General features: G+C 51.0%; 21 protein-coding genes. All 21 read right to left on the bottom strand.

What is annotated here, in order from left to right; genetic code table 11:
* Positions 1-104 precede the first annotated feature (104 nt).
* Positions 105-1,319: a phosphoglycerate kinase gene (locus tag CpATCC19410_RS07640; RefSeq protein ID WP_014300713.1), complete on the bottom strand. Its 1,215-nt coding sequence runs from the start codon at positions 1,317-1,319 to the stop codon at positions 105-107.
* 168 nt (positions 1,320-1,487) lie between these two features.
* Entirely contained in the window at positions 1,488-2,492 is a 1,005-nt protein-coding gene (gene gap / locus CpATCC19410_RS07635) for a type I glyceraldehyde-3-phosphate dehydrogenase (RefSeq protein WP_013241965.1), read from the bottom strand.
* 380 nt (positions 2,493-2,872) lie between these two features.
* Positions 2,873-3,862 (bottom strand): DNA-binding protein WhiA, encoded by a 990-nt coding sequence (gene whiA, locus CpATCC19410_RS07630; RefSeq protein WP_013241966.1) that lies wholly within the window; start codon positions 3,860-3,862, stop codon positions 2,873-2,875.
* Positions 3,863-3,969: 107 nt separating this feature from the next.
* Positions 3,970-4,998, bottom strand: a complete 1,029-nt coding sequence (locus CpATCC19410_RS07625) for a gluconeogenesis factor YvcK family protein (RefSeq protein ID WP_014367102.1) — start codon at positions 4,996-4,998, stop codon at positions 3,970-3,972.
* Between the two features lie 13 nt (positions 4,999-5,011).
* Positions 5,012-5,911, bottom strand: coding sequence for an RNase adapter RapZ (rapZ, locus tag CpATCC19410_RS07620; RefSeq protein WP_013241968.1), 900 nt, complete (start codon positions 5,909-5,911; stop codon positions 5,012-5,014).
* A 76-nt stretch (positions 5,912-5,987) separates the two neighbouring features.
* Entirely contained in the window at positions 5,988-8,015 is a 2,028-nt protein-coding gene (gene uvrC, locus CpATCC19410_RS07615; protein ID WP_013241969.1) for an excinuclease ABC subunit UvrC, read from the bottom strand.
* 8 nt (positions 8,016-8,023) lie between these two features.
* A complete protein-coding gene (locus CpATCC19410_RS07610; RefSeq protein ID WP_013241970.1) occupies positions 8,024-8,590 on the bottom strand; it encodes a PH domain-containing protein in 567 nt (188 codons plus the stop codon).
* A 205-nt stretch (positions 8,591-8,795) separates the two neighbouring features.
* Entirely contained in the window at positions 8,796-9,269 is a 474-nt protein-coding gene (ribH, locus tag CpATCC19410_RS07605) for a 6,7-dimethyl-8-ribityllumazine synthase (RefSeq protein ID WP_014401201.1), read from the bottom strand.
* 11 nt (positions 9,270-9,280) lie between these two features.
* Positions 9,281-10,636, bottom strand: coding sequence for a bifunctional 3,4-dihydroxy-2-butanone-4-phosphate synthase/GTP cyclohydrolase II (locus CpATCC19410_RS07600; RefSeq protein ID WP_013241972.1), 1,356 nt, complete (start codon positions 10,634-10,636; stop codon positions 9,281-9,283).
* Positions 10,637-10,646: 10 nt separating this feature from the next.
* Positions 10,647-11,288 (bottom strand): riboflavin synthase, encoded by a 642-nt coding sequence (locus CpATCC19410_RS07595; RefSeq protein ID WP_014401202.1) that lies wholly within the window; start codon positions 11,286-11,288, stop codon positions 10,647-10,649.
* A gap of 119 nt (positions 11,289-11,407) precedes the next feature.
* On the bottom strand, positions 11,408-12,469 hold the full coding sequence (gene ribD, locus CpATCC19410_RS07590; RefSeq protein ID WP_014300716.1) for a bifunctional diaminohydroxyphosphoribosylaminopyrimidine deaminase/5-amino-6-(5-phosphoribosylamino)uracil reductase RibD: 1,062 nt from the start codon (positions 12,467-12,469) through the stop codon (positions 11,408-11,410).
* Between the two features lie 13 nt (positions 12,470-12,482).
* Entirely contained in the window at positions 12,483-13,157 is a 675-nt protein-coding gene (gene rpe, locus CpATCC19410_RS07585) for a ribulose-phosphate 3-epimerase (RefSeq protein ID WP_013241975.1), read from the bottom strand.
* Positions 13,158-13,241: 84 nt separating this feature from the next.
* Positions 13,242-14,756: an RsmB/NOP family class I SAM-dependent RNA methyltransferase gene (locus CpATCC19410_RS07580; RefSeq protein WP_013241976.1), complete on the bottom strand. Its 1,515-nt coding sequence runs from the start codon at positions 14,754-14,756 to the stop codon at positions 13,242-13,244.
* Positions 14,753-15,694, bottom strand: a complete 942-nt coding sequence (gene fmt, locus CpATCC19410_RS07575; RefSeq protein ID WP_013241977.1) for a methionyl-tRNA formyltransferase — start codon at positions 15,692-15,694, stop codon at positions 14,753-14,755. Before fmt ends, CpATCC19410_RS07580 begins: the two co-directional genes overlap by 4 nt.
* A 41-nt stretch (positions 15,695-15,735) precedes the next feature.
* Positions 15,736-16,245 carry a peptide deformylase gene (gene def / locus CpATCC19410_RS07570; RefSeq protein WP_014300717.1) on the bottom strand — a complete coding sequence of 170 codons (510 nt, stop codon included), beginning with the start codon at positions 16,243-16,245 and terminating at the stop codon, positions 15,736-15,738.
* 130 nt (positions 16,246-16,375) lie between these two features.
* Positions 16,376-18,421 (bottom strand): primosomal protein N', encoded by a 2,046-nt coding sequence (locus CpATCC19410_RS07565; RefSeq protein WP_013241979.1) that lies wholly within the window; start codon positions 18,419-18,421, stop codon positions 16,376-16,378.
* 65 nt (positions 18,422-18,486) lie between these two features.
* The gene (gene metK, locus CpATCC19410_RS07560) at positions 18,487-19,716 is read right to left on the bottom strand and encodes a methionine adenosyltransferase (protein WP_014522419.1); all 1,230 of its coding nucleotides are present in this window, start codon (positions 19,714-19,716) and stop codon (positions 18,487-18,489) included.
* 168 nt (positions 19,717-19,884) lie between these two features.
* Positions 19,885-21,138, bottom strand: a complete 1,254-nt coding sequence (gene coaBC, locus CpATCC19410_RS07555) for a bifunctional phosphopantothenoylcysteine decarboxylase/phosphopantothenate--cysteine ligase CoaBC (protein ID WP_013241981.1) — start codon at positions 21,136-21,138, stop codon at positions 19,885-19,887.
* A 105-nt stretch (positions 21,139-21,243) separates the two neighbouring features.
* Positions 21,244-21,522, bottom strand: coding sequence for a DNA-directed RNA polymerase subunit omega (gene rpoZ / locus CpATCC19410_RS07550; RefSeq protein ID WP_013241982.1), 279 nt, complete (start codon positions 21,520-21,522; stop codon positions 21,244-21,246).
* Positions 21,523-21,641: 119 nt separating this feature from the next.
* Positions 21,642-22,217 (bottom strand): guanylate kinase, encoded by a 576-nt coding sequence (gene gmk, locus CpATCC19410_RS07545; protein ID WP_013241983.1) that lies wholly within the window; start codon positions 22,215-22,217, stop codon positions 21,642-21,644.
* Between the two features lie 3 nt (positions 22,218-22,220).
* Positions 22,221-22,544 carry an integration host factor, actinobacterial type gene (mihF, locus tag CpATCC19410_RS07540; protein WP_013241984.1) on the bottom strand — a complete coding sequence of 108 codons (324 nt, stop codon included), beginning with the start codon at positions 22,542-22,544 and terminating at the stop codon, positions 22,221-22,223.
* Positions 22,545-22,869: the final 325 nt, after the last annotated feature.

Here is a 22,869-nt window from a genome sequence, read left to right as displayed (position 1 = left end):
TTCCTTTCTATTACAAAAATCAGTGTTAACCCGCTAGAAACTCGTGTTGCAGGCTACGGGTTCTTAGTGGCGCTGCATCACACCGAGCGTTAAATGATGTATAACTAGCTTTCCAGGACTGCAACACCAGGCAACTCTTTGCCTTCCAAGAACTCCAGAGAGGCTCCGCCTCCAGTGGAGATATGACTGAAACCTTCCTCGTCGAGTCCCAGCAGACGCACTGCCGCCGCAGAGTCTCCGCCGCCGACAACGGAAAATGCTCCGTTAGCAGTCGCATCAATGATAGATTCAGCTACGCCTTTAGTCCCTGCAGCAAATGCGGGGAATTCAAAGACGCCCATCGGGCCATTCCAAAAAATAGTTTTAGCGGTAGACAAAACTTCTGCATAGCGTTTTACGGTCTCAGGTCCCACATCAAGTGACTGCCATCCCTCTGGGATAGCATCGAGCGCGACAACAGTTTTCTCTGCGTCTGCTGCAAACTTGTCTGCAGCAATAAGGTCTACCGGAAGAACGAGTTTATCTCCGTATTCCTCCAATAAACGCTGACAGTTTGCAATCTGGTCTTCTTGCAAAAGCGACTTTTGCACGTTGATGCCTTGCGCTGCGAGGAATGTGTAGCACATTCCGCCACCGATGATGAGCTTGTCCGCTTTAGCGGCGAGAGCCTCAATAACTCCAAGTTTATCGGAAACCTTGGCACCGCCGAGCACCACAACATAAGGACGCTCTGGAGATTCCACTGCCTTCTGCAAAACAGTGATTTCTTTCTCCACCAATGCACCGGCGTAATGAGGGAGACGCTTGGCCACATCATAAACTGATGCCTGTGCCCGGTGAACAACACCGAAGCCATCTGATACAAACGCACCATTTTCCGCTGCTAGTGCAACGAGCTGATCTGCAAATTCTCCTCGTTCAGCCTCATCTTTAGATGTCTCGCGAGGATCAAAACGAACGTTTTCTAATAGGAGAACGTCACCATCGTTAAGGCCATTAGCGCGCTCATGGGCCTCTTCCCCAACAACGTCAGAGGCCAAAGCTACATATTGTCCCAATGCTTCTGATAGGGCTTCTGCAACCGGAGCAAGAGAGAATTTTTCATTCACTTCGCCTTTAGGACGTCCAAGGTGCGCCATCAGGATCACGCGGGCGCCACCATCCACCAAAGTCTTAATAGTAGGCAGCGATGCCGTGATACGTCCGGCATCTGTGATCTCTCGGGCGTCATTAAGCGGAACGTTGAAATCCGAACGCACTAGAACGTGCCGACCTTCCACGCCTTCAGCTATCAGATCTTTCAGAGTTTTTACAGTCATTGCTACTTCCGTTTCGTCGTTTGTGCTGCTGTATTGCATTGGGATAAGACAGCCCCATATAGGCACGCTACCAAAGCACTATGCTCCCAAAATAGCCCGGGGTGCACCTCGGAGGCACACCCCGGGCTACAGGGTTAGAAGAGCTCTCATCGGCTCTATATTAAAAGCTTAAAGGCGCTCGCCAACATACTCGGTTAGGGTAACGAGTTGGTTGGAGTAACCCCACTCGTTGTCATACCAGGAAACAACCTTAACCTGGTTGCCAATAACCTTGGTCAAACCGGAGTCGAAGATCGATGCGTGAGGGTCAGTCACGATGTCGGTAGAAACGATTGGGTCCTCCGTGTAAGCAAGCACGCCCTTGAGTTCGCCCTCAGCAGCCTCCTTGATGGCAGCGTTAACTGCTTCAACAGAAACTTCCTTGGAAGCATAGAAGGTCAAATCGGTTGCAGAGCCTGTGATCACAGGAACACGCAACGCGTAACCATCGAGTTTGCCCTTCAGCTGAGGAAGAACCAGAGCGACAGCCTTTGCAGCACCCGTAGAGGTCGGAACAATGTTCTGCGCAGCAGCACGTGCACGACGCAGATCACGGTGCGGAGCATCGTGGAGACGCTGATCGCCAGTGTAAGCGTGAACGGTGGTCATTAGACCATTCTCAATGCCAAACTTCTCGTCCAAGACCTTAGCCATAGGTGCCAGGCAGTTGGTGGTGCAAGAAGCATTAGAGATGATGTGATGGTTGGCTGGATCGTAATCAGTATGGTTAACACCAACAACAAAGGTTGCATCTTCATTCTTTGCAGGAGCAGAAATGATAACCTTCTTTGCTCCAGCATCGATGTGTGCCTGAGCGGCATGAGCATCGGTAAAGAACCCTGTAGATTCGATAACGATATCTACGTCCCACTCGCCCCACTTCAGATCCTTGGGATCACGCTCTGCAGTAACGATGATGCGGTGCCCATCGACGGTGATGGACTCATCGTCGTAGGTAACGTCCTTGCCCAGGCGACCCAAAATAGAGTCGTATTTAAGAAGGTGGGAAAGCGTGTGGTTGTCCGTAAGGTCATTGATGGCTACAACCTCAACGTCAGCGCCACGCTCGGTTAGAGCACGGTAGAAGTTACGTCCGATGCGGCCAAAGCCGTTGATTCCTACGCGAATCGTCACTGTTTTATCTCCTCACAATAGAGTGATCATCTTTGGAAGAAGAGCTGTGTACTTTTCCGAATATGTCCGAAATTTCCACTTTGATGCCCGTTACAACCTCAAATCCATAGTGTACCGACACAATCGGAAACTTGCAGATGTTTTTTCTCACCCAGACCGCTTTTTCGGCAATACCACCCCACCTTTACAGGGGCCATTTTGGGTTGAAATGTTGTTTCTGTTGCGCTCTTGCCCGTTTAGATCCACACAGAGCTGGGGCAATACCCCCTAACTGGAGGAGCATAGTCCACAAACATTTAACGCACTTTGTTGAGACAAGAAAGGGGAAAACTCCTAAATGTAATACTAGCCACATTTAGGAGTTTTAGTGTTAGCTGGCGCTAAACCTCATCAAGAAGATCATCCGTAACTGCCACGGAGGTATCCGGCATACCCAGTTCTTCAGCCCGCTTATCAGCCATGGAGAGCAGCCGACGTATGCGTCCAGCAACTGCGTCCTTTGTCATCTGCGGATCTGCAAGTCGGCCAAGTTCCTCTAACGAGGCTTGACGGTGCTGCACTCTAAGCTGTCCGGCCTGCGCAAGGTGATCGGGGACGTCATCCCCCAGGATGGCCATGGCACGTTCCACACGGGCAGCAGCAGCAACAGCAGCACGTGCGGAACGGCGCAGATTGGCATCATCAAAATTAGCCAACCTATTTCCCACTGGACGGGACTCCCTGCGCTGCCGCTTTTGATCCCACAGTAGTCTTGTCGTATGTGCTCCCATGCGTGATAACAAAGCGCCTACTGCTTCCCCGTCACGGATCACCACCTTCTCTACGCCGCGGGTTTCTTTAGTTTTCGCAGATAAACCGAGTCGGCGTGCGCATCCCACCAAAGCCAAAGAGGCCTCCTGGCAAGGACATGCCACCTCCAAACCGGATGTTCTACCGGGATCAGATAGACTTCCAGCCGCTAGGAATGCACCCCGCCATGCCGCTTCTGAATCTGCAATAGAACCTGCAATGATATGCGGAGGAAGACCCCGAACCTGATGTCCGCTTCGGGTTACTAAGCCCACTCGCCGAATGAGATTATCAGCGTTGTCTGCCACTCGAACAACCTGTCGCGGCGCCTTCCTACTGCTATTCAGCGGACCCAAATCAAGTACCTGCGACTCCATACCAAATAGGTCCTTAATCTCCGCAGCGATTCTTTGGGCTAGCGCCTCCTCACCTACCTCTATATCTACGACTACTCGCCCGGCCACGGCGTCGATAGCTCCTGCAAAGCGGATCACGGATGCGAGTTCAGCAATACGGGCTGATTGACGAGGCACCGATACTTTGATGAGTTCTTCTTTAGCCTGGTCCGAAAGGTTGGGCACGGATTCTCCGTCCTTTTAGTGAGTCAAATGTTTTCCACAGATCAGCAAGGAAACAAAAAGCTAGCTTAGCTTGTTTCCATCAAGAAATAGAGACAGGTGCACTACTCCTACGATGAGGTATCCATCGCTTTTTCTCTGTCAACTTCTATGCGCAATGCTCGGGCCAATTTTTCTGGATCATGTCGATGAACAACCTGTCCATGTTGGTCCACCTCACTGAGATCATGGAAAGCAACGCGTGCCCCGAGTGCTTGGGCGGCGCGCTCTAGATGTTTACGGTCTGCGCTATTAGGAAGCATCTGTGCTTCCACCATCACGATATCTGCTCGCAGACTTTGCGCATGTTGAGCAAGGATATGTAAATGACGCTCAGCGCTAAACCCCGCGGTCTCCCCTGGCTCTGCGGTGAGATTAAGAACTATCACTCGCACAGCCTGTGTTTCTTCTAATGCTTCTGGAACACCATCAGTAAGAAGATGCGGTATTACGCTAGAAAACCATGATCCTGGGCCTAAAGTGACCACGTCTGCGTTCTTAATAGCAGCTATGGCCTCTTCCGTAGCACGTGGACGTTCAGGAATCAGACGCACTCGACGAACCGTTCCTGGGGTTGACGCCACAGCTACCTGTCCCCTGACTTCGCGCATAATACGAGGGTCATCGTCTAACCCAGAAACTTCTGCTGCGATACCCAGGGCTTCCGCGCACACGGGGAGGACACGCCCCTTAGCACGAATAAGCTTTGCGACGACATCCAGCGCCTTGATTTCACATCCCAGCGTAGAAAAAAGCCCCGCGATGAGTAGGTTTCCCACCGCATGGCCGGCTAAGGCGCCATGCCCACCAAACCGATGTTGAAGAGTCCGCTCCCAGATGTGTCCCTCATCATCAAAAGGCGCCAGCGCAGCAAGCGCCATTCTTAGATCCCCCGGAGGTACATGGCCTAGTTCTCGGCGAATTCGACCAGAAGAACCTCCGTCGTCTGCAACAGTCACGATTGCATCTATAGAAGAGGGCTCAAGCAACCTTACGGCTCTTAGAGTCTGGAACAGGCCATGCCCGCCGCCGAGGCTTGCTACTTTAAGGCCCTTCCCATCTGTTGAGGGGATAGAGTCAGATACTTTCTGAGATGACATGCTCCTGACTCTCTTATCCTCGCTGGATGTCCCGGTGTGACACGCTAACATCTAGATCCGGTTCTTCCCGTAATCTGCGGCCAATTTCTTCAGCAATAGCAACTGAACGGTGATGCCCACCTGTGCAGCCGATGGAAACAGTGATAAAATTCTTTCCCTCGTGTTTAAACCCAGGCTGCATATCCAAGAGCATAGTGATGAAGTTATCCAAGAACTTTTTTGCACCTTCATCAGCAAGGACATAGTCAGACACAGGTTTATCTACGCCACGGAACGGTCGGAGCTCCGGAATCCAGAAAGGATTGGGGAGGAAGCGAACGTCAACAAGCACATCTGTATCACGCGGTGATCCGTGCTTGAAGCCAAAGGATTGAACCGTGACATGCTGAATCTTTGTAGCGATGCCTGCAAAATTCAACTCAATGGAACGGCGCAAATCATGAACAGATAAATCAGAGGTATCAATAACTAAATCAGCCGACTCTTTGATCTCATTCATGATTTCACGTTCACGCTCAATACCAATGGACAGAGTGCCGCTTCCTTGCAGAGGGTGTGTCCGACGTAAATTGTCAAAGCGCTTAATAAGTACATCGTCGCGCGCATCCATGAAAAGTACAAGCGGATTCAAGCCGAGCTCGGCGAGATCCGTAATCACTTGCTCTAAACTGCCACTGAACTCGCGAGAGCGAACATCCGAAACAAAAGCGACTTTGTCTACCGGTGAATGCGGATCAGCGCACAACTGGACAAAATCAACTACTAACTGTGACGGAACATTTTGAGCAACATACCAGCCCATGTCCTCTAGTACTCGAGCAGCAGAGCTGAGTCCTGCGCCGGAGAGGCCCGTAATCACTACGGGCGGAATCTTCATCTGTGGTTCTTTATCAGTTTTAAAATTTACATTCACAAGGCCAGTGTAGCGAGATACTTCCTAGCTTGTCCCGCGCTGATAAACAGCCACAGTAATTGCTCTGTTTCAGCGTTCATTCAGCACGCAGAGCATCAAATACGTTCTGCGCTAGCTGTGGGCCAAACCCTTTGACAGCGGTTATCTCTTCTACTGACGCGGCCTTCAGTTTTTTTACCGACCCAAAATGTTTGACCAGTTCAGTTCGGCGTGTTTGACCGAGCCCTTTGATATTGTCCAATGCAGAAGTTCGCATTCTCTTGGAGCGTTGCTGCCGGTGAAACGCAATAGCAAACCGGTGTGCCTCATCTCGTATTTGTTGGACTAAATACATCGCTTGCGAGTTACGAGGAAGAATGACTGGCTCATCGTCCTGAGGTATCCATAGCTCTTCCAAGCGTTTAGCTATGCCTACCAACGCGACGTCGTTCACTCCGAGCTCTTCAAAGATTGCGTCAGCGGCCGCCACTTGTGGCGAGCCGCCGTCCACAATGAATAACTGCGGCGGATACGCAAACCTTTTACTATGCTCTACCGTTTCATCTGTAAATGTAGAACCATCAAATTCTTCGGCCTCTGGCACAGTGAGTCTGTCCTTGTGATGCCGGATAAACCGTCGACGCACGACCTCTGCGATAGAAGCCACGTCATTAGAATGCCCATCGCCCGCAGCGTCTTTGATTTTGTACCTACGATAATCTGATTTCTTGGGCAAACCATCTTCAAAAACGACGAGAGACGCAACAACGTCCGTTCCTTGGATATGAGAAATATCGATGCATTCAATCCGTAGCGGTGCTTCCTCCAAAAATAATGCTTCTTGCAATTCCTGCAATGCTGCCGAACGAGCAGTAAGATCACCGACCCGTTTCAGCTTATGCTGGCGTAATGTTTCTACCGCATTCGCATGTACGGTCTCCATGAGCGCCCTTTTGTCACCGCGAGCCGGCACTCGCAGATCGACTAAGCTTCCACGTAATTCTGAAAGAGCTACTTTAGTGTGTTCCAAGTCCAGAGGCGCGATTTCCACAAGCACCTCTTTAGGAATCATGCTTCCCCGTAGCTGATGCGAACTTAAATGTTCATCTACATATGAGAACTGATCCACCCCACGTCGTATAACGTTCTCCTCTTCTTTATTCGTTTCTTCCTCCAGCTCCACTGCGTCCGTATAAAAGCGAATAAGAAAAGCCTGCAAAAGCTCCTGCAGTTCTTCTTCTGAGTCACCTGTACGTTCTACGATCCATCCACGCTGTCCTTTGACTCGTCCTGCACGAACATGGAAAAGCTGAATGGAAGCTTCTAAATCATCCGCACTAATCGCTATAACATCAGCGTCTGTGCCGTCCCCCAACACCACGGCTTGTTGTTCCGTAATCTTTTGCACAGCGTGAATGTCATCCCTCAGCCGTGCCGCACGCTCAAAATCCAGTTCCTCAGCAGCTGTAAGCATCTGCGAGTTCAGAGATGCCACCACTGCATCTGTTTTTCCTGCCATAAATGAACAAAATCCGTTGACAATATCGCGATGTTCTTGTTCTGTCACTCTGCCTATACAAGGAGCAGAGCATTTATCTATATAGCCAAGTAAGCAGGGGCGCCCCAGCGACTCGTGACGATTAAACACACCTTTCGAGCACGTCCGAACGGGAAAAACCCGCGTTAATAGATCTAGGGTTTCGCGTACAGCCCATGCATGAGAATAGGGACCAAAATAGCGGACACCTTTACGTTGAGGACCACGATAGAAGAACGCCCGAGGAAATCTTTCTCCGACGGATACAGCAAGCATCGGGTAGGTCTTATCATCGCGATATTTCACGTTGAAGCGAGGATCAAATTTCTTGATCCATGTGTACTCCAATTGGAGTGCTTCAACCTCACTGCTCACTACGGTCCATTCCACAGAAGATGCTGTGGTTACCATCTGGCGTGTACGGGGATGCAGTACAGATAAATCCTGAAAATAATTGGACAGTCGGGAGCGAAGGTTCTTCGCTTTCCCCACGTACACTACCCGGCCATGCGAATCTCGAAATTTGTACACCCCTGGGTCCGTAGGAATGGATCCAGGGGTGGGACGATACGTTGAAGGATCAGCCACAATGCGCCTTAATCTTCTGGCATATAGTTTGCTTCAAGTGCCCGGAAACGTTCTACCGCACGTAGTCCAGCAAGACCATCTGCGGATTGGAAAGCCCACAATGGGACGTACTCAAAATCAGGAAGTTCAAGACGCGCCATGCGACTTCCTTCCGGAAAATTCAAACCGTATATCAAAACCCAGGGATAGAATCGGGATCCCACAAAATTACGTACATCTACGCCATCTTTATTAACCCGGACCCGTGGGCGAGATAAAGCGAGGAAAAAAAGCCCAGCAAAAACAACTCCGACAAGGAGATAACCCCACTGGTCAATCAATGTGACAGTGGTGCCGGTATCCCCAATTGCAACCACAATCGCCAAAAAAATATGAAGCCCAAGAACAATAGCGGCACTTACCCATGCCCATATTTTTAACTTCCGGGAGGTAACCACCAATTCCCAGGGATTAGTCGTGGTTAGCGGTGCGTCTTGCGCTACATACTGGTGAATCTCCGCCTCAGTAAGACGCCCAGACCGTGTCTCGGAGTCCAGGCTACCCAGTTTCACATTTTCTTCCGACTGTGCGTCCACTGTATGTTCTCCACGACCTTCTCAACGTTGTCTTCATTGATCAGCAAAAGCAGACACATTGGCACCCTTACCTGCTTTACATGAATCGCTGAACATCCTACTCGGCCACATAGTCAGTCGCCTACTCGTTGGCTGCTCAGTTGTTTCTCTCTAGAAAATTTAGAAAAATTTTACCTTACTGATCTACCATACTCCCACGACGATCCTAAACATCGTTTAAAGAGCGGAGCACCACTGCAGTGTGAAGCGCAGCCACGGTAGCCTCTGCTCCCTTGTTTTCCACAGACTCTTCAAATCCGGCCCTGTCTCTAGCTTGAGCTTCTGTATCCGTAGTCAACACTCCATTACCAATAGGAGTCTGCTCATCAAGAGCTATCCGAGTAAGCCCCTGGGTGACGGAATCGCAGACATAGTCAAAATGGGGCGTTCCACCACGGATTACGCACCCTGAAGCTACGACCGCTTCGCAAAGCTTAGCCAAACGCTGTGCCACTACCGGAAGTTCTAGCGCCCCTACCACCCGACGCTCAATCACCTGGGCATGGCATCGCTGTGCTACTGCTACTGCTTCTGAATGCAACCTCTGGCAAATTTCCGCATTCCACGTCGAGGTAACGATGCCGATAGTCAAGCCTGTAGCATCGATATGATCAATATCTGGTAGTCCCTCTTTGCTCATCAATTCTCCTTCTAGTGGTGACTGCTCACATAAGTTTCGATCCACGGCAGATCATGACGCATCCGATCCCGCTTTGTGATCAAATAGCGAAGGTTATCCTCATTCACGGCAACTTCCACTGGTGTCCGACCAGATACTTCCAAGCCATAACCAGTCAAGCCTTCATGTTTGCTGGGGTTATTGCTCAATAGGTTAGCCGACCGCACACCCAAGTCATGCAAAATAAAAGCAGCTATGCCATAATCACGCGCGTCCGCGGGCAACCCCAAAGCAAGGTTGGCATCTACCGTGTCTATTCCGCCATCCTGGAGATGATATGCCCGTAGTTTCTCGGCCAGGCCTATCCCACGCCCTTCTTGACCTCGCAAATACAGGATCACGCCACGGCCTTTTTCTTGAACCAGTTTCATCGACGCTTGGAGCTGTTGTCCGCAATCACAACGTCTTGATCCAAAGACATCACCAGTCAAGCATTCGGAATGGACACGAACAAGAACATCTGTGCCGTCATTGTCAGTAATATCCCCAACCACGAGTGCCACATGCTCTATTCCATCAGAAAGAGCCCGGTATCCCACGGCCGTGAAAAAGCCGAAATCTGTAGGCAACCGAGTGGACGTCACTCGTTCAGCTATAGCTGCGGAGGCAACCCGCTCACGTGAATGTAGTGGATCCGCAGAAGTTGTTGCAGGATCATGCTTTGTGCGCCATTCAATCATTTGATCAATAGAGATCAGAGCTAAACCATGTTTATCTGCAAATCGACGCAGCTCTGGACCTCTAGCCATCTCGGTGGGGTTGTCCTCACTCACCACCTCACACAACACGCCCGCAGGCCGCAAACCTGCCAGCCTGGCCAAATCGATAGCTGCTTCTGTATGACCAGGCCTTTCAAGAACACCACCAGGCACCGCACGCAACGGCACTACGTGCCCTGGTCGAGTAAAATCGTCCGGGGTTGAAGCAATATCCGATAGTTTTTGAATAGTATATGCCCTGCTAGTAGCAGAAATACCGGTAGAGCCTGTGTTGGCATCTACTGTCACCGTATACGCAGTTCCTCGGATATCCTGGTTATGGGTGACCATGGGGGAAAGCCCCAACCTATCACAATCTTCGCCTGTCAAAGGTGCGCAAATGTATCCCGAGGAATATCGGACCATGAATGCCACGAGCTCAGGCGTTGCTTTTTCTGCAGCAAAGATAATATCGCCTTCATTTTCACGATCCTCGTTATCAACCACGATAACGGCTTTCCCCGCAGCAATATTCGCGATTGCAGTTTCCACGGAGTCGAGGATGACGCGATCAGTGCGCCCAGTATCATCGTGAGCTGTCTGACCGGGGGTGTCAATATGGATAGTCACGATGATAACTCTAGCGCGCGTCCAGATTCAGGATGTCCGTCGGGGGAACCACTTTTGATGTCAGCATCCGCTCCACATATTTGGCCAACACGTCTACTTCGAGGTTGACGCGGTCCCCCAGCTGACATTGCCCGTGGGTTGTCGACTGCAAAGTAGTGGGTATGAGGGATACCTCAAACCAATGATTCCCCTCGCTCTCCCCCAAACCAGAAACGGTAAGGGAAGTACCATCCACAGAAATCGAACCTTTTTCTACAACATAGCGAGACAGCTCTTTAGGCAGTGTGAACCGTAGAACAGTCCAGTGCTCTGAGGGGTCTTTTGATATCAGCTCCGCAGTGCCGTCCACATGCCCCTGGACAATATGCCCGTCAAGGCGACCATCGGCGCGCAAAGCGCGTTCCAAATTCACTGGTGTTCCTGCGGTAAGCCCCCCTAAAGAAGAGCGTACAAGTGATTCTTGCATAACATCCGCACTAAAAAATCCTTCTTGGATATCAGTAACGGTTAAGCACACACCGTTAACAGCTATGGAATCTCCAAGTGATGTCCCTTCAAGCACCTTATGTGCCGCGATAGAGAGAACTATGGAATCTGTTAGTGGTTCCAGGGACACCACAGTGCCGACTTCTTCCACTATTCCGCTAAACATATTTTCCTCCGAATATCGTGCCCATAATTTTGTGCTGCAATATTGCCTATCGACGCCCGGCAAGGCACCTGATACACACATACTTCAAACGCGTCTTACTTCTAACAGTGGCTCAATTACTACTGATCTCTGACTAAGATCCGCAGGACGTCTTCTCCCAGTAATTCCACCCGTTGAGTATGCATATGTACGGCAGTACTCAAAGTTGAAGAGATGCTGTGATCGAGAGCGTTCTTTCCTGATCCTAAGAATAGAGGCGCCGAATAATCATGAAATTCATCGATAATGTCTCTCTCAAACGCTGAAGTAATAAGACCCGCGCCTCCCTCTAAAAGCACATATCTGCAGCCTTTATCCCAGAGATAACGCAGCGCTACAACCAGGTCTAAGAACTTTACAACAGTTGGATCACTGAGGTGCGCATTCTCTGGCAATGCGCGGGAACCGATAACAACACGAAGGGGTTGCCATGGAGTTTCTTCCCCCTTGGGGCCTCTCGCGGTAAGTCTCGGATTATCGGCCAAAGCAGTCCCGGTCCCTACGACGATTGCGTCAAAAAGCTTCCTCTGACTAATCGCATAACTACGCGCGACTTCACTCGTAATCCATTGAGAGGTGCCGTCAACTGCCGCAATAAAACCGTCTACCGTATGAGCCGATTTTCCCACCACATAGGGGCGTTGTAGCTTTTGAGCTTGCAACCACGGCCGTAGAGCCCGAACCGGCACATCCAAAAAGGTGACGCGAACTCCATTTTTCTGCAAAAACTCATGTCCGCCACCTTCTTTTCTGCCGGGGTCTTTAAGACAATAAACAACCTCAGCGATCCCTGCATCAAGAAGTGCCTGGGTACACGGTCCGGTTCTTCCCTGATGCTGGCACGGTTCCAGTGTCACCACAATCGTAGCTCCCCGAGCAGCGCCTCCCGCCGACTGAAGTGCCATTACCTCAGCATGAGGCCCTCCCACTGGTTGGGTGTAGCCGACTCCGACGATATCTCCTTGTGCAGAAACTATGGCGGCCCCGACCGGTGGGTTAGGACTCGTTGACCCCTGGGCTAATTCTCCTTGTGCAACAGCCTCATATAAACCGGCTATGACCGATTCAGAAAGACCGTAACTGTTTAAATCCCTATAGTCCGAGAAAAGACTCGTCCCTTGACTATTAACGCCAAAGGGCAAACCAATTTTCTTTTCACCGCGCACGCTGTGCCAATTCACGGAGCTCATCGATCGCCGCATTGCGATCCTTGTGTTTATATACTGCGGAACCAGCTACAAATGCATCACAACCTGCTTCTGCGGCCTGCGCTATGGTGTCTGCAGAAATTCCTCCATCGATTTCGATGATAACGTCTAGATTTCGGCTATCAATCTCTTGACGCAACTTCCTAACTTTTTCAAGCTGATCAGGCATAAATTTTTGGCCCCCGAACCCAGGCTCTACGCTCATCACCAAAACCTGATCAAAGTCCGACAGTTGGGGTAGATACGGCTCAATAGTGGTGCCAGGACGCAAAGAAAACCCTGCGCGGACGCCTCGGGATCTAATATGGTGTGCCAGCGCACTGGGGTCGGACGTGGCTTCTACGTGGAAGATCACGCAGCTAGCACCAGCATCGATGTAGTGGTCTACCCATTTTTCAGGTTCCTCAATCATGAGGTGAACGTCAAGGGGTTGTTCCGTCGATGCATGTGCGGCTTTTGTGATGTCAGCGCCAAAAGAGAGATTAGGAACAAAATGGCCGTCCATAATGTCCACATGGATCCAGTCGGCGTGCGACACTTCTGCTATTTCTTCCCCTAATTTGGAAAAATCAGCGGAAAGAATCGACGGAGCGATAATGGGTTGGCGCGCTTCTGTTGTCATAACTCAGTATTTTAGCCGTGCTTTCAGAGTCAAGAAATAAGAAGCGCTATCCTGCGAAGCCAATCCGGGTTTTTAAAAATATTTTTATGCACGTGGCTTTTTCAAAACAGCAAAGAACATGGCATCGGTTCCATGTTGATGCGGCCACATCTGAACAGATTTATATTCTCCGGTATCAGACATCTCGGGCACCAGAGTAGCTGCGTCTTCTTCCACCATTCCTAGGTCGGACAACGCATAGTCAACAATCTCTCGGGTCTCACGTAAATCTGGTGAGCATGTTGAGTACACCACAACACCACCAGGACGAACGAGTTCACATGCAGAGGCGAGAAGTTCCCTTTGTAACGGAACCAGCTCAGCAATATCTGATTCCCGTTTACGCCAGCGAGCATCAGGGCGACGACGCAGCGCTCCTAATCCTGAACAGGGAGCGTCAACTAGAACACGGTCATAGCCATTGTCGAGTCCGGGTCTACGCCCATCAGCGATTTTTACACGAACTGGTAGTCCGGCAACAGTCTTTTCTATAAGACGTGCGCGATGCTCGGAGACTTCTATGGCGTCTACGTGAGCGGCGTCGATACGCGCGAGGGCACCAAGTAACGCGGCTTTGCCGCCTGGGCCAGCACAGAGATCTAACCAGCGACCAGTATCGGTTCCGTCAACGGAGGCCTCTGTGAGAGCTCGCGCGATAAGCTGGCTTCCTTCATCTTGTACGGCTGCTAGTTGTTGCTGCACAGGTTCTAGCTCACCGGGATCGCCGCTTCCAAGGTAAACGGCGTAAGGAGAGTATTTACCTTGTTCCCCACCGGTGATGAGGGATAACTCTAATGCGCTAATCTCACCGGGACGAGCCACGAGGTGCACAATCGGGCGATCTGAGTCTGCTCTAAGTGCGTCTTCTAGATTGGAAAGTCCCACGACGCGGGAAAAGCTATGTGCTATCCATTCAGGGTGTGCGGTACGAAACGCGATGTTTGCGACCTCACCTTGTGGAGCGAGTCTTTCCATCCACTCTGCAGGCGTACTCCGAGAAATGGTACGCAAGATTCCGTTGGCAAATCCTTTGGCTTTATCATGGCCTAGGGCTTCCACGATACGAACTGTTGTATCTACGGCTGCGTGGGGCTCTACCCGCATGTACATTAGCTGATAAGCCCCAAGGCGTAGCGCGTTCAATAGCTCAGGGTGGATTGTCTCCAGACCCCGTGACGAGCACTCTGCAAGCAGCGTATCCAGCACGCCTAGCGTGCGTAATGTTCCGTAGGTTAGCTCAGTGGCAAAGGCAGCGTCTCTGCCATGAACGTTGGCTTTATTAAGCAGTTTGGGAAGGACGAGGTTGGCAAAAGCATCTTCTGAGCTTACGCGGTGAAGAACATGGAAAGCGAGGCTTCGTGCAATATCAACTCCGGATAATTTCCGAAAATCGCCTTGTCTTCCACGGTTTTCTGAGACCCGACCACCTGGCCTGTTGTTAACCTGTGACCGATTTCTTTGCCCATATTTACGTTGAGTCTCTGGACCTCGCCCAGCAGCCTTATCAGGATTGGTTTTTCCTGCCGATCGCGATCGAGACCTGAATCCTCCTTGACTCATTCGAACCTCAGTCCTTCCTTGTTGTGCAGGCCACGAGCCCAGTCCGACGCTTGCATTCGTTTTTTACCCTGAGGTTGGATCATGCCTAGTTTTACGCAGCCATGACTTGTTCCTACGAGAACCCGATTCTTCTCGATTATCAATTCTCCCCTGTCTACCGAGCATTCTTCTGCGGACAGGTATGTCACAGGACCAAGTTTAAAGCGTTGTTGGTCCAGCATCGTCCAAGCCCCAGGACCTGGAGTTACTGAACGGATAAGTCGGTCAATGTCTACAGCAGTGGCATTCCAATTTACTTTTGCATCCTCAGTAAGAATCTTGTGCGCATATGAGGCCTCCCCGACCTGTGGCCGTGGTGTAGCTTTTCCTGATGCAAGATCATCCATCGTTTTTACCAATAGGTCTGCACCCGCATAAGCCAGACGGGTGAGCACGTCATCTGAGGTATCTGTAGGACTGATCGGTTCTACCAAAGTATCTAGGATGTCACCGGTGTCTAGTCCTTGATCTATACGGAATGTTGTAACCCCAGTGACGGGATCTCCATGGCGAATAGCCGCTTGTACGGGTGCCGCACCCCGCCATGCAGGAAGCAACGAAAAATGCAGGTTGATCCACCCGTGAGGCACTGCATCGAGTAAATCTTGTGTGATCAAATTGCCATAGGCGACCACGGGGATACAATCCGGGGAAAGTTCTTCCAGCCGGGATCGGAATACTTCACCATCAGGGGTATCAGGTTTGATGCTCCTTGGGGTAAGTACCTCTATCCCGTGTTCTTGTGCCAGCGCGGCAACGGGAGAAGGCTGCAAAGTTCTTCCTCGTCCTTTGGGAGCATCAGGACGAGTGAGTACAGCAACCACCTCGTGGTCACTGTCGAGTAATTTTTCTAGAGCAACAACTGCAGGTTCTGGAGTTCCCGCAAATATAAGACGCATTTTATCCTTCTTGGTGTACTGATTCGGCTGAGTATCCCCGGTTAGGCGTTGAACCATTCAGACTGCCTGATAGTTGCCATTGCATCTTTGCGGTGTTCTTTATCGAGTCTTTTAAGGAACAAAACCCCGTCGAGATGATCCGTCTCATGCTGAATACAGCGTGACATTAAACCGGAAGCCACCATCGAAAAAGTTTTCCCACGCACGTCCTGTCCAGTAACCTTCACCGTCTCAAAACGAGTTGTATCTTCCTGGATATCGGGGATAGACAAGCATCCTTCTGGCCCTAATTGGGTATCTTCTCCAATAGGCTCCCACACCGGATTGATAATATGCCCGCGCAAACCGTCCTCTATATGCGAGCAATCGTAAACAAATACTCTCTTGGTCACCCCTACTTGGTTTGCCGCAAGTCCTACCCCGCCTGCCGCATCCATCGTTTCAAGCATATCGGTGACCAAGTTTTCTAAATTCTTGTCAAAGACGGTTACTTCATCTGCACGCGTGGTAAGGACTGGGTCGCCAAAAAATCTGATGTCACGAATGGTCAAGAGAATACAGTTCCTTTTTTTAAGTCCGTAGGTTCACATAAATTTTGCCAGCTGACTGCGCTGTCTGCTGTCTAAGCGTATCGACGTTCGCAGGCTTTCTTTTATTTAAAGTAGCAGGACCGCACAAGCTTTATCCCACCTTAATGGGATCTACTTTAATGCGAAGCGGGAGTTCTTCCTTGCGCGCCCCACGCTCAATCAGCCCGGCACGCAGAGCCTGGCCTAATTGATTACGCCCCGCCAGCGGAGTTCTAATCAAAATACGTTGGGGTGGCCCATATTCACGCTCATCATATTCACCAGGCAGTTTATTTCCCGGTGGCAGGTCAACGGGTCCTAAAATCTCAGTATGGGGTGGCAAATCCGTAAACGAAAGAAAAGCGTCCAAAGCAGTACGCGCACCGTCGATAGCTGCCATATGAGCAGCAGGCGGAAAGTGCACTTCTCTCCGTTCCAGCAGTTCTCGATGAGCAGCACCAACCATGTCCCACCTAATAAGCGCTTGAACCTGCGGCAAGCTAGCATCCACTGCAATCACCACTTCCCCGCCAGCATCATTCGGGGCTACTAGCGTCGCTGCAGCCGCCCATTTGGCAAGAGTGTCTTCTCCCGCACGCAAATCTTGTCTGCCGATCAAAGCCCATGCATCTAGAAACACAGCAGAGCCGTAGCGTCCCCCTATGACTTCTGGCTCAGCACCGGGGGTAGACACCACCAAAGCGGGTTGGTGGGGTATCGAGTCCACTACCCGTTGTCCTCCAGAGGTGATTACCTGTACGCCGGGGAAAGCCCTGCCTATTTCTTCAGCAGTTCGCTCAGCCCCCAACACAACAGCACGTAATTTGCTTGAACCACATTGTGGACAGCGGTAATGCGAGTCAGGGCGTCCGCACCAACGACATGTAGGCAGAGCCCCCATCCCATTCATCTCTGATCCAGAGGGTAACTCTAACGGACCATTGCAATGCCGGCATCTAGCAGGAGCCCGACACGTTCCACAGGAAAGTGTCGGAACGTACCCTTTGCGTGGCACTTGAATCAGCACAGGTTCTTCGCGCTGAAGCCCTGAGCGTAACGCCTTAAACGCGGTGGAGGACATACGCGCGGCAAAAGCTAAAGGGTCTCGTTCCAATGCGTTGTTGGAATCAGCAACAGCACGAATCCTTGGCATCTGGGCACGAATCCTGTCTCGAGAAGCCACAAGGTCATGTGCCCATCCAGATTCAACCAACAACTGTGTCTCTGCTGTACGCGAGTGCCCTGCCAACAGTAATGAGCACTGTCTCTGGCTTACTCGAGTGGTCAAAACCTCGCGAGCATGAGTGTACGGAGCTCTAGGATCGGAAAGATTCTCATCCCCATCATCTTTAATGATTGCCAATGCAAGGTTAGCCACTGGCGCAAAAGCCGCACTACGGGTTCCCACGACTAAACGACTTTGCCCATGAAGGATACTTAAAAATCGACGATACCGAGCCTGTGGCCCAAGCGCTGAGGTAAGCACAGTGATCTGCTTAGCAGAAACGTGTCTGCGTAGCGCTTGCTCAAGCTTATCCACATCCCGTTGGTCAGGAACTACGATGAGTACCCCGCCACCGTCCTTAGCAACTTTGGCTGCCAATGCGGCTGTAGCCGCTGACCAATCGTCCCCCGGAGTAATTTGCCACGCTGCTCGTGCAGCCTTGCCAGAAATTATCGCATCGACAAAAGACTGGCCGTGCACGTATGTAGCCCATGCAGATAAATCTGGTTCTTCTACTTGGCCAAGCTCTTCCCACGGCCGAGTCGTCTCAGATTCTTCCGCCTTAGCGTGGCGCGAGGGAATGGCGGCGCGAATGATATCCGAGGTAATCGCTGCATAACGGACAGCTAGGGCGTCGACAAGCTCTCGCATCTCTGGAGTGAATACTTGCTCCGGAGAGATAACTCGTTCCAGCCATTTGAGTTGTCCCTGATGCTCTTGCTCTGAAGTACGCTCAAGCAGTAAAGCATCAACTAAGCGCCCTCCAAAACGAACTCGGACTCTCACTCCTGGCTGAGCCACAGCATCTTGCGTCGAGTCAATGAGATATTCAAAAGGGCGATCAAGATGCGCGATCCCCAAAAGGGGTAAGACCCGCGCCACTGGCAAATGCGGAGCAGGTTCACGGGTCTTAGGCATGTGGAAATCATACATTCTGATCCCACAGTTGTGGTGAAGTGGGTAAACCACCCGGTATTTCTCTACGGCATTATGAAGAACTAGAAGCCCACTGCTGAGCGCAAAGCTTCCACTCGATCAATTTTTTCCCAAGGAAGATCCAGATCATCTCGTCCAAAGTGCCCATAAGCTGCAGTATCAGCATAGATCGGACGTAACAGATCTAGATCGCGGATAATGGCGGCCGGCCTAAGGTCAAAGACCTCTAGCACTGCCTGCTGAATTTTTTCATCACTAAGCTCTGCGTGTGCAGTACCAAACGTTTCCACATAGAGTCCCACCGGTTTAGCTCGACCAATTGCATAAGCCACTTGGACCTCTGCTCGGTCAGCAAGCCCCGCCGCTACTATGTTTTTAGCCACCCATCGCATCGCATAAGCGCCGGATCGATCAACTTTACTCGGATCTTTCCCAGAGAAAGCTCCACCCCCATGCCGAGCCATTCCGCCGTAAGTGTCCACTATTATCTTGCGACCAGTCAGACCAGCGTCGCCCATGGGGCCACCAACGATAAACGAGCCCGAGGGGTTCACAAGCAGCGTGTAATCATTATCAGCTAGGTTTCCGGCAATTCCGGCATCGCGGAGAACCCAATCCACAACGTTTTTACGGATTTGCTCATGCAGCCATTCTTGGGTGACCTGCGGGTCGTGTTGGGTAGATACCACAACAGTGTCCAAGTGCACAGGTTTTCCTGACTCATCATAGGCAAAGGTGACTTGCGTTTTTCCGTCAGGACGAAGGTTAGGAACGATCCCTTCTTTACGAACCTGCGTTAAACGGCGTGATAACCGGTGCGCCAGATCAATAGGCAGCGGCATCAACGTGGGGGTTTCCTTGGTTGCATAACCAAACATCAACCCCTGATCTCCTGCGCCAGCCTGATCATCCTCATCCGTCTGAGAACCAGAACGCACCTCATGAGACTGGTCTACGCCTGCACCGATTTCTTGGGATTGCTCCCCGATAGAAACACTCACCCCACAAGTACGACCATCAAAGCCCACCTCGGAAGAGTTGAATCCGATCTCGATTAGTTTGTCACGGACAAGTTTGGGAATCTCCACGTATCCCGATGTTCGAACTTCTCCAACCACATGAACCAAACCGGTTGTAGTAACAGTCTCTACTGCAACACGGGCGTGAGGATCGACGGTTAGCAACGCATCCAAAATCGTGTCTGAAACAGCGTCACAAATTTTGTCTGGGTGCCCCTCCGTCACCGATTCGCTAGTAAACAGGCGAAGCTTTGCCTGAGAGTGCTGAGTCACTAAGTTTTATCCTTACTTAAGAGTGCTGAAGGCAATACACCATAACAGCTGGCGTGTGCTCGCAAGGCGATTCCTCATCGCCTACATACGACACATAATATAGACCAAGCTGTCTAATAAGACAAGCTCGAAGAATGAGACAAAGCTTACCTGTAATGCTAGGAAGATTTAGCCCGTTGCCCGTTTTTGATCAAGACATTTCACTGCTGCATCCAGGATTGTCGAAGCCACACAAAGTTTAGATCCATCGGGGATCTCCCGATACCCACCAGAAGGATTTAACAAAAAGCCTCGGTTTCGCGCTTGCCCAAAGACCAAGCCCTCACCAACCTCGTTACACATCAAAAGATCGCAGCCTTTACGCAAGATTTTCTCCCTGGCAAAATCGAGTGCACTATGCGAGGAATCACCGGTTTCTGCGGCAAATCCCACGATAACCGTCGATTCATTGATTTGTTTTTCCTGCCGTGCTTCCACGAGAGATCGAAGAATATCGGGGTTTTCCACCAGAGCTATATGCGATAACTCAGTATCAGCGGAGCCTTTCTTCAATTTTAAAGGTGCCGTAGATACCGGCCGGTAATCCGCAACCGCAGCAGCCATCACAACGATATCCGCATCAACAGATTCAGCCATGCACGCTGCATGCATATCTCGAGCAGAAGACACACGAAGCACCCGAGAACCCAAGGGCACAGGTAATTCATCGGTACAACCTGCAACCACCACAACATCCGCCCCGCGCTGTGCCGCAATTTCTGCAAAAGCGAACCCCTGACGCCCCGAAGAGCTATTAGTAATACAGCGCACAGGGTCAATCCGTTCTTGTGTGCCCCCAGCAGAGATCACCACTTTTCGGTTTTCCAGATCCCGGGGTAAGTCAGCACCTTCATAAACAGCTAACGCTAAGTCAACGATTTGTTGAGGATCAGGCAACCGGCCAGGTCCTGTATCTACGCCTGTAAGACGACCATGCGCGGGATCCAAAACTTTAATCCCACGATGTCGAAGAGTACGAACATTTTCTTGGGTCGCCGGATGCAACCACATTTCCGTATGCATAGCCGGTGCCACTACCACAGGACATGTAGCGACCAACAGCGTAGCTGTAAGAAGATCATCTGCACGTCCCGCAGCCATCCGAGCAAGAAGATCCGCAGTAGCGGGTGCTATGACGATAAGATCCGCTTGCTTGCCGACGTTCACATGCTGCACCTCATCAACGCAGTCATAAACGCTGGCGGTAACGGGGTTTCCTGACAAGGCTTCCAACGTCGCAGTGCCAATGAATTTTAGTGCGTTTGCAGTGGGGACCACTCGCACATCATCACCCAGCTCTTTAAAGGCACGCACTACATGACAAGCCTTATATGCTGCGACTCCCCCAGCAATACCTACTACAACCTTCCGAGGCCTAGACACGGAAAGCACCCAACCTTTCTCATTGAAGAAGACCCCTTTACACCGAAACCGGAGGTAAAGGGGTCCAAGTAAGAGCAAACCAAAGCGGTTATACCGCAGTGGTTGTTAGCCTTCCTCGTGATCAAGCAGCCCTTGCTCAATCTCACGGAGTGCGATAGACAGCGGCTTTTCCTGGGCCTCAGGAGTGACCAGAGGACCAACGAATTCAAAGACGCCTTCGTCCGCCTGCTGGTAGTAGCTATTGATCTGGCGAGCTCGCTTTGCTGCGAAGATCACCAACGCATACTTTGACGATACTTTCTTCAGCAGATCGTCGATCGGCGGAGCGGTAATGCCGGTTGGCGCGTCATAAACGCCATCGTTGTTCTCAGTAACGTTGGTCACGTTGCTCACTGACACCTTTTCTTAAAAAGCTTGGTAATTGTGCTGTATTAGGCCACAGAAACCTCAAAGTTTCTTGTGTGGCATTGTCACGGTTCCTGCTGTATTCCCAAAACGGAAGATTAGCAGCACCCGAGCAGAATATCCCGAATCTCAGCGACCGTCTTATCAACTTTATCGTTGGTTACAACGTGCTTAAACTCATCCTGGGATGCTAGCTCCTGCCGTGCAGTTTCCAGCCGCCTCTTGATCACGTCTTCGGGCTCCGTTCCTCGCCCAGTAAGACGATCTACAAGGACTTCCCATGACGGCGGAGCTAGGAAAACGGTCTCTGCATCAGGCTTCAACGCCGCGACGTTACGAGCACCAATAAGATCAACTTCAACCAGCACAGGACGACCGGCCAATAACGCGTCTTCCACAGGCCCCGCGGGAGTCCCAGACCTCTGCAGTCCACCATGGATCTCTGCCCACTCGAGCATTTCTCCACCGTCGATACGAGACTGAAACTCCTCGGGAGTCACGAAGAAATAATCCACACCATCGACTTCACCAGGACGAGGAGCCCTCGTGGTCATCGAGACACTAAAATATAGGTTTGGTACTTCCTCGCGAAGGCGATGAACCACCGTGGACTTTCCCACAGCAGATGGACCAGCTAAAACGACTAGCCGACCTTTTGGGTTATCGCCTGTCATTGATTAATCCTCGGAGAAGCCAAAGCGCTCGAGCAGAGCGCGACGCTGACGATCACCAAGACCACGCAGGCGGCGTGTCTGAGCAATCTCCAGCTCCTCCATGATTTCCTTGGCCTTGACTTTGCCTACCTTAGGAAGAGACTCGAGGAAAGCGGAAACCTTGGTCTTGCCGATAATCTCGTCAGAAGATGCCTTATTCAGTACCTCTTTGAGCGTGATGTCACCGCGCTTAAGCTGTTCTTTCAGCTCTGCACGTGCCTTGCGGGCCTCAGCAGCCTTAGCGAGGGCTTCCTTACGCTGCTCGTCGGTCAACTTGGGAAGGGCCACGGGGTTCCTCCGATTCGAAATTTATTATTGGGGATTTGTGACGCTATATGCGCCGGCAATCAACGATACACATTTCTTGAAGTCTCCACTGCACAAACACTCTCAAAAATCTTGCTCAGCTTCTTTGAAAGCATCACACTAAAAACTTCAATCTTGGTGCCGCATCCAATGAGCTCTAGTCGCTCCATCGCACTACGACAAAACATACTAAAACTCGCGGCATCGCGTTGATTTCCGGTTTAGTCTAGCATCAGATTGCAAAAGTCTAGGTAATCAACCTAAAAAGTTGAAAAACCGCAGGTCACCAAACAGCAACCTGCGATCC

The organism is Corynebacterium pseudotuberculosis (genome assembly GCF_002155265.1).
Lineage (GTDB): Bacteria > Actinomycetota > Actinomycetes > Mycobacteriales > Mycobacteriaceae > Corynebacterium > Corynebacterium pseudotuberculosis.
This window is presented reverse-complemented; position numbering and strand designations above follow the sequence as displayed.